The sequence below is a fragment of the Nostoc sp. NMS2 genome (genome assembly GCF_017115105.1).
In the GTDB taxonomy this organism is placed as follows: Bacteria; Cyanobacteriota; Cyanobacteriia; order Cyanobacteriales; family Nostocaceae; genus Nostoc.
The window spans coordinates 17,763-31,915 of the sequence record NZ_JABXKH010000147.1 but is presented as its reverse complement, the minus strand read 5'-3'; the positions used below and the strand labels follow the sequence as shown (position 1 = coordinate 31,915).

The following is a 14,153-nucleotide window of genomic DNA, read 5'->3' as shown; positions in this document are numbered from 1 at the left end:
GCGTTTGAGTCGCTAGATTCTTGCTTATGAGTTAAGTCATCTAGAACGCTAAGGAAAAAAGTAATTACCGATATAGTTGGTTACATATTGGTATATTTGGTATTATTTTACCTAGAATCAATTTTATGGAAGAAACCTCTCAAACGCCTTTTCTATGAAAAGAAGACAAATTTTTGGCTTACTGGGTATAGCAGTTGCTGGTTTGCTCCTGGCAATTGGTTTACCGTTAGTTAATCCTTCTCCTGTAATAGCACAGTCAAACACCACTATCCTCGTCTCCGCAGCCGCCAGCTTAAAAGAGGCACTAGAGGAAATTAAGCCTTTGTACCAACAAAGTAAATCAGATGTCAACATTACTTATAATTTTGGGGCTTCTGGTGCCTTGCAACAACAGATAGAGCAAGGTGCCCCAGCAGATATCTTTATTTCTGCTGGCAAAAAGCAAGTGGATGCCCTAGAACAAAAAGGACTTTTGGTAACAGGTAGCCGTACTAACTTGGCAAATAACCGTCTAGTCTTGATTGTGGCTCAGGATGTTGTTGGCATTAGTAGTTTCTACAATTTAACAGATAGTAAGATTAAAAAAATTGCGATCGGTGAACCTAGAAGTGTACCCGCCGGTCAATATGGGGAGCAAGTTTTAAAGAAATTGAAACTTTATGATCGGGTAAAGTCTAAATTAGTCTTTGCTAACAACGTGCGTCAAGTTTTGGCAGCAGTAGAAAGTGGTAACGCTGAAGCAGGTTTAGTTTATGCAACTGATGCCAAAATTTCCAACAAGGTAAAAGTCGTAGTTGCTGCTGACGATAAGTTTCACTCACCGATTGTCTATCCAATGGCAGTAGTTAAAAGCAGTAAAAATATTCCAGCAGCTAAAGAGTTTATCCAGTTTTTATCTGGCAGTGAAGCCAAGACTGTACTAAAAAAATATGGGTTTCTTGTGCGTTGAAGAAGAATGCAGACAGCAAATAGCTTAAGAGGTTGTTTAAAAAGTGTTTCGCTTTGACTTGAGGCACTTGTAAATTCCCCCCAACCCCTTTTGACGGGTTGGGGGATTTTTTTGGGTAAGTTCTAAATAAAGGAAAATAACCAATTCCCAATACTTCGACTTCGCGGTTCCTGAGCGTAGTCGAAGGGCAGTACAAGTGCCCAATGCCCAATTCCCTTTAATACAACGACTTAATCCACTGCCATTCCTGCGTCAAACCCTCTCTGAGAGAAACTTGTGGCTGATATCCTAGAATCTTCTGCGCTTTAGATACATCAGCAGCAGTGTGGCGTGCATCTCCCATCGCTTTTTCTATGTGGTTTCTTTTGATTGGTTTCCCAACAATTTCTTCAATCGTATCTAAGACTTCTGCTAAAACTACTCTGCTACCACCACCGATATTAAAGATTTCTCCCACTGCTTGGGGTGCGGAAGCGGCGGCTAAATTGGCGGCGATGATATCACTAACAAATGTAAACTCCCGCGTTTGCTGTCCATCGCCGTAAATAGGAATTGCCTCATCCTGCAAAATGGATTTAAAGAACTTATGAAATGCCATATCTGGGCGTTGTTTGGGGCCATAGACTGTGAAATACCGCAATGATACAGATGGCACACCAAAGTTTTTGTAATAGAGTCTGCACAAAGTTTCAGCCGCTAGCTTAGTAATACCGTAAGGAGAAACAGGTTCAGGGCAAATTCCTTCGTGAGTCGGTAAAGTTTCTGCATCACCATATACACTTGACGAAGAAGCAAACACTAATCTTTTCAAATGTTTTGCATCTTTAGCTGCTTCTAGCAAAACTTGCGTAGCATTAATATTTCGTTCTGTGTAACCTCGAAAAGCCTTACCCCAACTTGCCCTGACACCTGCTTGTGCTGCTTGATGGTAAACGACATCAACATCTTTTAAGAGTTCCTGCCAATCTAAAAACTGAATATCTGCTTCGATTAATTTAAAACTAGGTGAGCTATGTAAGTGTGCAACATTCTTGCGCTTTAACATGGGATCGTAATAATCATTGAATTCATCAATCCCAATTACTTCTTCCCCTTGTTGTAGCAAGATGTCTACGAGGTGAGAACCAATAAAGCCGGCTGCTCCAGTAACGATAATTTTAGCCATGTTAGCTATTTTTTGTTATTTTCATAAATTTCTATATTCACAGGTTAGTACTTATAATCAATAATCGTCATTACTTAAGCTTGATTTTTCATCAATTATTATACTGTTTTAAACATAAGTATTACTTAAATGAATATACTTGTAATTAAACTCAAACCCCGTAGATTTGCACTTCATACAAAGGAAAACTGCTGTAGATAATTCTTTCTCCCCTTTCCCTGCCTTCTGGTCATCAGGGGGCTTGCACAAGTGTGATAATTGGTGAAAAAATTGATCCGCGAGAGCCGAATAGGGTATTCTCGTTTCGCAAGGGACGCACGAGGAAATCAGTGAAAGTTTTAGTTGTAGGTAATGGAGGGCGCGAACACGCTCTGGCATGGAAACTGTTGCAATCTAAGCAAATTGAGCAAGTTGTCTGTGTACCAGGGAATGGGGGAACAGCAAGTATGGAACGTTGCCAGAACTTGCCCCTTGGAGTAGATGATTTTGAAGGCATCAGCCGATATGCTCTAGAACATGGGATAAATTTAGTAGTAGTTGGGCCAGAAGTACCTCTGTCTAAGGGAATCACAGATTATCTTCAAGATAAAGGATTGATGGTATTTGGCCCAGTCAGAGCGGGAGCGCAAATTGAAGCGAGTAAAGCTTGGGCAAAAGCTCTGATGCAAGAAGCAGGGATTCCGACGGCGCGGGCTGCGGTATTTACGGAGGCAGGTGCAGCAAAATCTTATGTCAAGTCTCAGGGAGCGCCAATTGTCGTTAAAGCTGATGGCTTGGCAGCTGGTAAGGGTGTGATAGTAGCTGAAACAGTTGCACAGGCAGAAAGTGCCGTTGATGCGATTTTTCAGGGACAATTTGGTAGTGCTGGTGAATTTGTCGTCATTGAAGAATGTTTAATTGGGCAAGAGGTATCAGTTTTAGCATTAACGGATGGTTTAACGATTCGACCCTTGCTGCCCGCTCAAGACCATAAGCGGATTGGTGACGGCGATACAGGCGAGAATACTGGTGGTATGGGAGCATATAGCCCAGCACCCATTGCGACACCAGAGTTGATGGCACGGATTCAAACAGAAGTGTTAGAAAGAGCGATCGCAACCTTACGAGCTAAAGGCATTGATTATCGGGGTGTGCTGTATGCTGGGTTAATGATTGCACCCGATGGCGACTTGAAGGTTTTAGAATTTAACTGTCGCTTCGGCGATCCAGAAACCCAGGTGATTTTGCCATTATTAGAAACACCCCTAGAAGAGTTACTTCTAGCCTGTGTACAGCAGCGATTAAGTGAATTACCGCCCATTGCTTGGAAAAAAGGAGCATCTGCTACTGTCGTTGCCGCTTCCGGTGGTTATCCCGGAGAATATGAGAAAGGTAATGTCATTACTGGTATTAGCGACGCAGAGGTAACAGGAGCGACTGTATTTCATGCAGGTACAAAATTGAACCAGCACCAAGAAGTCGTTACAGATGGGGGTCGAGTATTAAATGTGACTGGAATCGGAGAAAATTTTGAGCAAGCGATCGCCCAAGCATACTCAGGAATAAAATATATTCAGTTTGAGGGCATATATTACCGGAGAGATATCGGTCATAAAGTGGTTAGCGCGAAGTAGGGAAAACGAATCCCATAAGCGATCGCATAATGTTACTTGTTGAAGATGGCATCCAATCCAAATGGAGTCTGATATCTTCTTTAAAGCTGCCCCTCATTTCCATCCTGACAATTCAGGTTATGTGGAAAAGTCCACCAAAAACCTAACCCCCTAACCCCCTTCCCGCCACGGGAAGGGGGAAATTCAAAGTCTCTCTCTGTTTCGGGGAGAGGAATGGAAGCGGGGTCAAAATCTATGGTTTTACATGAGAAATCAAATTTTTCTTTTTTCGTATGAAACCACCCTGCTAACCCCCCTTAAAAAAGTAAACCCTTTTAACTTCTTCTTTCTTTGCGTCCTTTGCGTCCTTGGCGGTTCGTTTTTCTTTCTTATACTTAAATATGGTTTAGCGCATCTTCATACAGATTTATGGATCTGCCTAAGTAGAAAATTCCAACCAATGTGCAGTACCATTATCCAGAAAACTCTGTTCACCAACGCCGACTAGTTCCACAATGGTTTCACGCATTATGGGTGAGAACTCACCTTCTCTAGCTGCGATCTCAACAATGGTTCTTTGCTGCTCGGAATAAACACGGTAAGTTGTAGTGCAAAAGGCTCCTGTTTTGTACTCAAAAGTATGACCATCATCTTCATAAAGGGTAAACTCACCAACGCCCTTCCAGATCCGCAGTCTCATTTGGTCTATAGGATGTTCATCTACATATTGCATTACTGGTGCGATCGCAATAATGGAGCCAGCACGCACATATAACGGCATTTTCTCCAGTGGTGCGGATGCAAGAATGTGAATTGGCCCGATAAAACTTTCTCCGCTCCACCAATCATACCAACAACCTTCAGGCAAGTAGACAGCACGATGTTCAACGCCTGGACGGTAAATTGGTGCTGCTAGTAACGAGGGGCCAAGCATTACTTGATCGGCAAGAGAAAAGGTTTTTGGATCGTTGGGGAAATGATACAGAAGTGGGCGAAGAATTGGTGCGCCAGTAGTTGCAGCTAACCAAAAAAGAGTGTAAATGTAAGGTAGTAGTTGATAACGGAGTTCAATATACTCGCGGCAGATTTTTTCGATGCGATCGCCAAATACCCAAGGCTCATGCTGTGCAGTAGTTAATGCTGAATGCCCACGCATCAAGGGATAAAGCATTCCTAGCTGCATCCAACGAGCATATAATTCAGCCGTAGCATTCCCGGCAAACCCCCCAATATCACTACCAACAAAGGGAATACCCGATAGACCCAGGTTACAAAGCATTGGTATGGACATTTCTAAGTGTTCCCACAGAGATTGATTGTCTCCTGTCCAGATCGCTGACCAGCGTTGAATGCCGGCATATCCAGAGCGTGTCAATATAAAAGAGCGTTCAGTTGGACGAGATATTTTAGCTCCTTGATAAGATGCCTGTGCCATCATTAGCCCATAAAGATTGTGAACTTCCTTGTGGGTGGTTATCTCCTCAGTTGGCCCCTGCGGTGCATCAAGGGGAAAAGAAATTTTGTTACCAGGGTCGCCGAATGGACGGTCATCAAGTGCGGGTTCATTCATGTCGTTCCAGATGCCGGCAACACCAATATCAGTTAGACTGCTTTGCCAATTTCCCCACCAATCTCTAACTTCAGGACATAGGTAATCAGGAAAGACAGCTTTGTCTGGCCAAACATAGCCGTGAAACAATTGACCATTAGTTTTTCGGATAAAATAATTGTTTTTTAATCCCTCGTCAAAGACTTTGTAATCTGCTTCTGGCTCGTATTTGACTCCCGGATCAACAATCGTCACTACTTTAAATCCATCTTGTTTGAGATTTTGGATTAATTTTTGAGGATTAGCAAATCGCTTAGGACTCCAGGTAAAAACCCGATAGCTATTCATATAGTCAATATCTAAATGAATCACATCACAGGGAATGCGACGCTGACGAAATTCATCAGCTAGTTTGCGTACTATATCTTGTGACTCGTAACTCCAGCGACATTGGTGATAACCTAATGACCATCGAGGTGGTAAGGGCATCCGTCCGGTTAGCTGGGTGTAAGTCTGGATAATCTTCGCAGGTTCAGGCCCATAAATAATGTAGTAATCTAATTCACTCCCCTGAGTTTCCATCTGCCAGACTCCTGGCTGCTGTGCGCCTAGATCAAATCGGCTCCAATAAGTAGTATTAAAAAAAAGTCCATATCCCAATCCAGGACGCAAGGCGATGAAAAAGGGAATCGCCTGATACATACTGTCTGTCATGATGCCGTAATCGATCGCATCTGATGCCCAGTTGGTTCTCACTTTTGATCGCTGATCTAGTAAACCAGTCGGTTCACCAAAACCATAAAAATGTTCGTCAGATTCAATCCGTTTCCACCCAGCAACTTCCCCTGTCCGCCACCCCATCCCTAAGTCTGTATCTTGAGCAAAAGGCTGTCCTGCTGAGTCAAAGCACTGGATACGACACGGTGAGCGGGACACGACAACACACAATTGCTCAGTTTCAATTTCTATAGTCTCTGCTTTTTCTCGCACTTCAAACGGCACAGTAGGCCATTCTTCATCCGCAAGTGCCACTGCCCACGATCGCCTAGAGAGAAATTCACCACTTGGGGCCATCCGTACCCGAATTAAGTTTGGTGCTAGCACACTAACTGTTAGACACGGGCCGCCGCACTGCAAGAGGATATGGCGCTCATTCTGTTGTATTGCTTGTACTGCTCCCAGAATTGACCAAGGCGCTTCGGTTGTATGCAGTTGCCCAAAGTATTGTGGCATTATTCCTGATTCCAAGATAACTATTTTACCCAATTGAGATTCACATAAACTACTACTCAAAAGCGTGTATCTTTAGGCATAGCGTATATTGAACTTTATCAAGGAAGGCAGGGGAGCAGGGGGCAGGGGGCAGGGAGCAGGAGGAATCCCCATACTGAGATAAAACATAAGAGCCTCCTGCCTCCTTCAATTTGTTACTCTGAGATGCCTACGGTGAGCTTAATCATGTTTTTTGTGATAAAAATAACTCTCAACTAAGAGCCAATTACGGGCGGTAATATTTCTAAAACCGTAATGCTCAAATCAGGAAACTCTAAAGGTGAAACAGTCGCATCTTCTGCCAAAATTACTTTACTTTGATAGCCATCATGAGTTGGTTCTCTAAAGATGTGCAATTGACGACTAACCACATCTAATACCCAATAATCTGTAATTCCCGCTTGCGAGTAGGCTTTAGCTTTGATTTCGCAGTCTAGTTTCAAGCTGCTATCTGCTACTTCAATAATCAGATAAACTTCTTTTGGAGTGGGATGGTGGTCTGCGTAGTCTAGCGGATCTACTTTAACAACAGCTATATCTGGTTCTGGTTCAGAGCGTGCGTTTAATTTTACTGGATCTTGAATACATACCCAAGCTCGATTCTTCAAACTATTTTGCAGTAATCTATCTGTTCTCCCCACTGCTGACCTATGGGCTGTCCCTTTGGCAATCATCCAAATAATCTTTCCTTCTAGGAGTTCTACTCGTTCATCTGCACCGAAAATCCCAGCCTCAGCCATCCGATGGTATTCTTCAACTGTCCACAGGCGAAGCTTTAAAGTCGTTTCTGTGTTTTGCATGGCTTGTTTAGCAACGGTGAGAAGTAACTAATATTTTAGCCTGTTTAGCTTGACATAGCAAAAATAGTATGATATATGCGAGATATTTTGCTTTAGTCAATTTCATTTAAAATCGGAGGTTAGAAACCGCGTCTACAAAGTCAAAACCTGCATGGGCGGGTTTCAGACTCTTGATTTGACCTTATAGCGGTTCTCGAATGGAAGCAATACAGTTTAACCTCACTTCCATTCCTCTCTCCTAAGAGGAGAGAGGCTTTGAATCTTACTCCCCAACGCTAGTAGGGAAGGGGCTGTTCTTGTTAGGTCTGTATTGCACTCAACTGAGAACCGCTATAGCCAAATCTGTATGGCCGTAAACTCTGCGAATTCCACTTGCCAAGGCTACTAATCTTCTAAAATCTGGATTTCATCAAGTTGATTAATCACCACATCTGCACCTCGGACATTATCTGACTTACCCACCCAAGTGATACCAATACAACCTGCGGCTTTAGCATCACGCGCCATTTGCATATCGCCAACTGCATCACCCACCATCAAGGTAGCGCCTGGTTCAACTCCCAAAGCTTCGCAAGCTTGCAAAAATAGGACTGGATCTGGTTTACTTGGCCCCTCGTCTACTCCCATTTTTAACTGGATATAATCGCTTAATTGGTGATGCGCTACAAACTTATTTACTTCATCGGTTGTTGCAGCTGAGAGGATACCGAGTTTTAAGCCCCCTTTCTGTAGGTATTTCAACAAGTCTAAGCTACCCACAAATAGCGGTGAAGGAGTTTTTTCGATGTATTTTTCTGCTTCATCCAAAGCTTGACGGGCTATTTTTAAGGACTCAAACCATCCTTTTCCTGTTTCGGCAATATATGCCGCAGCCGCAACTTCTGTTTCGCGGCGACTCGCTACCGATATCAAGCCTGCCGGATCTAGAAGATTGCCATTGATGCCAAATGCCATTAAGAGGGGTTCCCCAGTTCCGGGGATTTGAGCATCTATTAATCTTGTTGCCTTTTGTGCAAGCGATCGCAAATACGTTTCTGAATCTTCTAGAGTACCGTTTTTGTCAAACAAAATTGCTTTAATATTATCAAAAGTGATTTTTCTACATTTAATAGTTGCCACAATATTTCACCCCACTTATTTAGTTACTAATTATGAGTTTTTATTCTTAACGGGATGCTCCCTTCTTAAGAGGATGTTTTAAAAGTGGTCGGCTGTAATTTTAGGTACTTCTAGATCCCCCCTAACCCTACTTAAAAAGGGGGAAGAATCAAAGTCTCCCAATTTATCGGGGGTTTTAGGGGGATCTAAAACGTTTTGCTACCGACCAGAGGACTTTTAAAACATCCTCTAACCCTTGTACAGACGCGATTAATCGCGTCTGTATTCCCAATTTTCCACATAAAAAAAGAGGGTTTTCCCTCTTTATACAATGATTTAATACTCTTACTTAAAAACAAGTAAAACTATAAAATGTATTATTCTTCAATAGCTGCTGGAATTTCTTCTTCAGTTTCCGTGGCTGCTGGAATCTCTTCTTGAATTTCCGCAACTACTGGAGTTACTTCTTCAATTTCTGCTGCTGGTGGAACTTCTTCTTCAAGTTCTGCTGCTGGTGGAATTTCTTCTTCAAGTTCTGCTGCTGGTGGAATCTCGTCTTCAAGTTCTGTTGCTGGTGGAATTTCTTCTTCTGCGACAACATCCGCAGGTGCAGCAGGCGCAGCAGTAGCACCTTGTTGCTTGGCTAACAGCTGTTCACGATATTTAGCAGCCATTTCTTCTGCCTTATCGTAAACCAAATCCCGGTTTTTAATCATGTCGCCGGGTTCGGGTTCTAGCTGCTTGGTAGATAGGGAAATGCGACCCCTTTCTGCATCCAAGTCAATGATCATCACTTTCACTTCATCATTGACATTGAACACGCTATGAGGTGTATCAATATGTTCGTGGGAAATCTCAGAAATGTGTAATAGACCACTGACACCACCGATATCGATGAAAGCACCGTAGGGTTTGATACCACGAACTGTACCAATCACTACTTCGCCGACTTCTAGGCGGTTCATCTTCCGTTCAACCAGCGCCCGACGATGAGATAGAACTAAGCGGTTACGTTCTTCATCCACCTCTAGGAATTTCAATGGCAGTTCTTCGCCTACCAATTCTTCTTTAGGTTTGCGAGTACTGATATGAGAACCTGGAATAAAGCCACGTAATCCTTCAATCCTTACTAATGCACCACCACGATTAGTTGCAAATACGCCAGAACGGACAGTGGCATCTTCTGCTTGCAACTGTCGCACGCGCTCCCAAGCCCGCATATATTCAATACGGCGAATCGAAAGGGTTAATTGACCATCTTCGTTTTCATCGGTAAGGATGAAAAACTCGCGCGTTTCGTTTGACTGTAAGACTTCTTCCGGGCTATCCACCCGGTTTATAGACATTTCTTGTATAGGTATATATGCTGCGGTTTTAGCACCAATGTCAATCAGAGCGCCGCGCGGCTCTATACTGAAAACTGTTCCTGGCACAACATCGCCAGGGCTAAAATGATAATCGTATTTGTCAAGTAGAGCAGCGAAATCTTCGTGAGTGAATCCAATTTCTGTAGCGGTTAAATTCTGATTGACCATGCTGATTTGTTCCTGGTTCTAGTCTCCGTAAAGGTTGTGCGACAAGCGCGATGCGTTATGCAAGCAGTTCTATGGCAGCTTACACAAAACATCCTTTTTCATCCTAGCGTAGAAAAGCTAGTATTAACACATATCTACTCCCAAGATTGGAAATTATATCACAATATAAAAATGATTTGTTATTTACTTAGTAGTCAAAATTAACAAAGGACAAACACAATAATATCCGTTGCTCCTACAATTAGTAGCAACGGATACTAACTTCTTTAAATTAGCTTAAAGGTCTGCTAATAGGATCTACTTATCTTTTGGTTTCTCAAAGCGGGGGGGTTCACGAAATGCGATCGCAAAAAAGAGAGTACCTATACACAGAGTAAAAATCAAGATGTACGCAACGCTTTCCATATTACGATTTCCTCTTTATCCAGCCAGTAATTAAAGTTTTTAATGCTGAGTCACCTGAGCGCAGAGTCAGAGCATTAACTCAAAACTCAGCACTCAGAACTCAGCACTGATAATTAAAGGGCTTCCTTCCGGCGGGTTGACTTGTCACCCACTTTCTGGAACAGACCCCACTCAACTTGCTCTTCTAGATCCGCATCAACACCGGCAAATACGTCTCGGTAGATTGTCCGAGCGCCATGCCAGAGATGACCAAAGAAGAACAGCAGAGCAAATACAGCGTGTCCAAAGGTAAACCAACCTCTAGGACTGGTGCGGAATACACCATCAGAGTTCAAGGTTTCTCGGTCAAATTCAAAGATTTCACCGCCTTGAGCTTTACGGGCATACTTCTTCACATCAGCTGGCTCTGTAAAGGTTTTACCATTCAGATTGCCACCATAGAAGCTGACGTTGACACCAGATTGCTCGAAGCTATACTTCGATTCTGCTCGACGGAAGGGAATGTCAGCGCGGACAATTCCATCTGCATCAGTCAAAATCACTGGGAAGGTTTCAAAGAAGTTGGGGAGACGACGCACGGTCAATTCCCGTCCTTCGGAATCTTTGAATACAGCGTGACCTTGCCAAGATTGGGCAATGCCATCACCCTTGACCATAGGGCCTGTACGGAATAGACCACCTTTAGCGGGGCTATTACCGACGTAATCATAAAAAGCCAGCTTTTCGGGAATCTGCGACCAAGCTTGGTCAAGGGTTGCACCTTGAGCAACGTTAGTTTGGACGCGGCGCTGAATTTCTTGACGGAAGTAGCCTTGATCCCATTGGTAGCGGGTAGGGCCAAACAATTCGATGGGAGTGGCGGCATTACCGTACCACATAGTACCAGCAACAACGAAAGCAGCAAAGAAAACTGCTGCAATACTGCTAGAAAGTACTGTTTCAATGTTCCCCATCCGCAGGGCTTTGTAGAGCCGTTCGGGTGGTCTAACTGTGAGGTGGAATAAGCCTGCAATAATACCAACAACACCAGCAGCAATGTGGTGAGCCGCAATGCCACCAGGGTTATATGGGTTAAAACCATCTGGGCCCCATTCTGGTGCTACTCCCTGGGCAGCCCCAGTTATACCATAAGCGTCAGAAACCCATATCCCCGGCCCAAATAGTCCGGTGACGTGAAAAGCACCAAAGCCAAAACAAAGTAGACCAGATAAGAACAGGTGAATGCCAAACATTTTTGGCAAGTCTAGGGCAGGTTCACCAGTGCGGGGATCTCTAAATAGTTCCAAATCCCAGTAAACCCAGTGCCATACGGCAGCTAGGAACAAAAGACCGGAAAGAACAATGTGAGCCGCAGCAACGCCTTCAAATGACCAAAAGCCAGGATCGCTTGCTGGGCCACCAGTAACGTTCCAACCACCCCAAGATTGGGTAACGCCCAAACGCGACATGAAGGGTAGGACGAACATCCCTTGCCGCCACATCGGGTTGAGAATCGGATCGCTAGGATCATAAACAGCTAGTTCGTAGAGTGCCATCGAACCAGCCCAGCCTGCTACTAAGGCTGTGTGCATCAGGTGTACAGAAATCAGCCGCCCTGGATCATTCAGAACGACTGTATGTACTCGGTACCAGGGTAGTCCCATCGACTACGCTCCTCCTCGATGAGTTAGTTTACAAAGCAATTTTCTTACTGAGATTCTAAGGAACGAAATTCGCCACTCAGAAAACTCTCTCTTGTTTTTTGTTATTGCCAGAGCCAGAGTACTACCACAGTTAGTCTTAGAAGTCAGACAGCGTGGGAGATGAGGCAATGCTTACTCGCTTCGGGAGGTTTACCTTGTAGGGTAGCCACCGCCAAGCAAAAAATGAGAATGTTTTAAAAAGTGTAACTATTGATGGAATTGTTTGCAAGCGTGTAAATTGATGCGATCGCGTAGCATCTCAAAGTTTTTTCGCTACCAATCCCCGTCACAGATTAAATTTGCTTATCTTTTCTTTATGAGGGGGATGGAGAAGAAGCAGGGGAGCTCTTAGCTGGGGGCAAGGGAGAGAATACAAAATTACATACATCTTTCTCCTCTGCACCCTTCCCCCTGCCCCTCTGCCTCTTCCTCATCCCCCGGTTGGTGAGCGAAGTCGAACCACATCTCCCCTGCCCCCTAATCTCCCCCTGCTTCTTTTACTGAACCACCAAATGGATATTTTGCAGTTGACACTTAGCCTCAGCTGTGTTTAGGCGTTCAATTACCTGTTCAGCACTCATCAAACGCTTGAGTACTACTTGACCGATGGTAGTACCCGTTGTGACTGGTATTGTCGGCTTCACTTCCACGGTTAAAATGGCTTCTTCAACTTGATAAAGCCATAGCAATTCGTTTTGTTCCACTAAACAGATATTCATTCGATGAATATCTGGTTGCCGTCGCCATGCCGTTACTTGCCAAAGTCCATCAGATGCCCAGACTCTAGCAACTGCCCATCCCTCAGATAGAAAGAAATACTTCACGCTCTTAGTCTCACTATTAAACTTTCAATCTGCTGTTTACGATTACGATATCGTATATTATTTGTTAAATATGGTATAAATAATAATATTTTTTAAAGCTATTTAAATTATTATTGCTCAAGTTTTAATAAAAATAAATCCTTCTTTGTATTTCTGTAGCTTAGTACAAAAAATAACAAGCTCACATATTTAAATATCAAGCTAATAATTTTATTTTGTTATTAAGTCTACAATAACTTTTATGTATGCTTTGGATAGCAAATCCCGAACATAACTTTAGGAATATTTTAGATAACTATGAACAAACCTATAAACTCACCATTTAGATATCCTGGCGGCAAATTTTATGCTCGAAATTTGATTCTTAATCATATTCCTTCTCACTCTTATTATGCTGAACCTTTTGCGGGGGGTGGTTCTATCTTTTTTGTAAAAGATAAAGCAAATATTAATTGGCTCAATGATATTGATGAATTATTAATAAATACCTTATTAATAATTAGAGATCGACCAGAAGAATTAATAAAATTTTTAGCAGGGGAATCTGCTACTAAAGAAAGACATACATATTACAAAAATGAATTCGTCCCACAAAATAAATTAGAACAAGCTGGTAGATGGTTTTACCTTAACAGAACCTCCTACTCTGGGATTATGAAGCATCAAAACTGTTATTGGGGATATGGTGACAAATACAGTATGCGTCCAGAGAATTGGCCCAGAAATATACGTCGAACTTCTGAGAAACTTCAAAACGTTCAAATTACTAATTTCGACTTTGAAGAAGTTATCGAATCTGTACCTAATGGATCTTTTTTATTTATTGATCCTCCTTATTTCAATGCAGATCAAGATAAATTTTATGCTCATTCATTTTCTAAAGACGATCATTTCAGGCTATGCCAAATATTAAATAGATACAAGGAGAAAATAAAATTCCTTATAACTTACGATAATAGCGACACAATTAGAAAACTATATGAATGGGCATTGGAAATACAAGACAAAGAATGGAATTATACAGTTAGTAGAACCGACGATCAAAAAAATGGAAAAAGTAAGCAAGATAACTTTAAAGGCGAACGATATAAGGGAAAAGAAATTTTTATATTAAACTATTCTTCTCTTGACTCTACTTCTCCGAATTCTGAACAGTTAATTTAAAAGTTTGAATTATTATAATAAGATAAAGTTCTACATACGATAGTTAGCATTCAAGTATTTTTACTTAACCATCCTGAATACACATAATCTATCTATTCGAGCAAAATCCTCTATAAAA

General features: G+C 42.5%; 11 protein-coding genes. 3 read left to right on the top strand and 8 right to left on the bottom strand.

Annotated elements, in window-relative coordinates; all coding sequences use genetic code 11:
* Positions 1-154 precede the first annotated feature (154 nt).
* Positions 155-949, top strand: coding sequence for a molybdate ABC transporter substrate-binding protein (gene modA / locus HWQ36_RS26400; RefSeq protein ID WP_292708381.1), 795 nt, complete (start codon positions 155-157; stop codon positions 947-949).
* A 217-nt stretch (positions 950-1,166) separates the two neighbouring features.
* Here the strand turns inward: modA and HWQ36_RS26395 are convergent, their stop codons facing one another.
* On the bottom strand, positions 1,167-2,114 hold the full coding sequence (locus HWQ36_RS26395; RefSeq protein ID WP_292708379.1) for an NAD-dependent epimerase/dehydratase family protein: 948 nt from the start codon (positions 2,112-2,114) through the stop codon (positions 1,167-1,169).
* 329 nt (positions 2,115-2,443) lie between these two features.
* Here HWQ36_RS26395 and purD point away from each other — a divergent pair, with 329 nt between their 5' ends.
* Positions 2,444-3,727, top strand: a complete 1,284-nt coding sequence (gene purD / locus HWQ36_RS26390; protein WP_292708377.1) for a phosphoribosylamine--glycine ligase — start codon at positions 2,444-2,446, stop codon at positions 3,725-3,727.
* A gap of 418 nt (positions 3,728-4,145) precedes the next feature.
* Here the strand turns inward: purD and HWQ36_RS26385 are convergent, their stop codons facing one another.
* The 7 genes from HWQ36_RS26385 to HWQ36_RS26355 form a co-directional block, all read right to left on the bottom strand.
* On the bottom strand, positions 4,146-6,488 hold the full coding sequence (locus HWQ36_RS26385) for a glycoside hydrolase family 31 protein (protein ID WP_292708375.1): 2,343 nt from the start codon (positions 6,486-6,488) through the stop codon (positions 4,146-4,148).
* Between the two features lie 254 nt (positions 6,489-6,742).
* The gene (locus tag HWQ36_RS26380; protein ID WP_292708373.1) at positions 6,743-7,327 is read right to left on the bottom strand and encodes a Uma2 family endonuclease; all 585 of its coding nucleotides are present in this window, start codon (positions 7,325-7,327) and stop codon (positions 6,743-6,745) included.
* A 384-nt stretch (positions 7,328-7,711) separates the two neighbouring features.
* Positions 7,712-8,446 (bottom strand): HAD family hydrolase, encoded by a 735-nt coding sequence (locus HWQ36_RS26375; RefSeq protein ID WP_292708371.1) that lies wholly within the window; start codon positions 8,444-8,446, stop codon positions 7,712-7,714.
* Between the two features lie 356 nt (positions 8,447-8,802).
* Positions 8,803-9,960 carry a 30S ribosomal protein S1 gene (locus HWQ36_RS26370; RefSeq protein WP_292708369.1) on the bottom strand — a complete coding sequence of 386 codons (1,158 nt, stop codon included), beginning with the start codon at positions 9,958-9,960 and terminating at the stop codon, positions 8,803-8,805.
* Positions 9,961-10,257: 297 nt separating this feature from the next.
* Positions 10,258-10,365 (bottom strand): photosystem II reaction center protein T, encoded by a 108-nt coding sequence (locus HWQ36_RS26365; protein ID WP_084227385.1) that lies wholly within the window; start codon positions 10,363-10,365, stop codon positions 10,258-10,260.
* A gap of 113 nt (positions 10,366-10,478) precedes the next feature.
* The gene (gene psbB, locus HWQ36_RS26360; RefSeq protein ID WP_292708366.1) at positions 10,479-12,008 is read right to left on the bottom strand and encodes a photosystem II chlorophyll-binding protein CP47; all 1,530 of its coding nucleotides are present in this window, start codon (positions 12,006-12,008) and stop codon (positions 10,479-10,481) included.
* 536 nt (positions 12,009-12,544) lie between these two features.
* Positions 12,545-12,871 (bottom strand): hypothetical protein, encoded by a 327-nt coding sequence (locus tag HWQ36_RS26355; protein ID WP_292708364.1) that lies wholly within the window; start codon positions 12,869-12,871, stop codon positions 12,545-12,547.
* Between the two features lie 297 nt (positions 12,872-13,168).
* Between HWQ36_RS26355 and HWQ36_RS26350 the strand changes: the two genes are divergently transcribed.
* Positions 13,169-14,035: a DNA adenine methylase gene (locus HWQ36_RS26350; RefSeq protein WP_292708362.1), complete on the top strand. Its 867-nt coding sequence runs from the start codon at positions 13,169-13,171 to the stop codon at positions 14,033-14,035.
* Positions 14,036-14,153 lie beyond the last annotated feature (118 nt).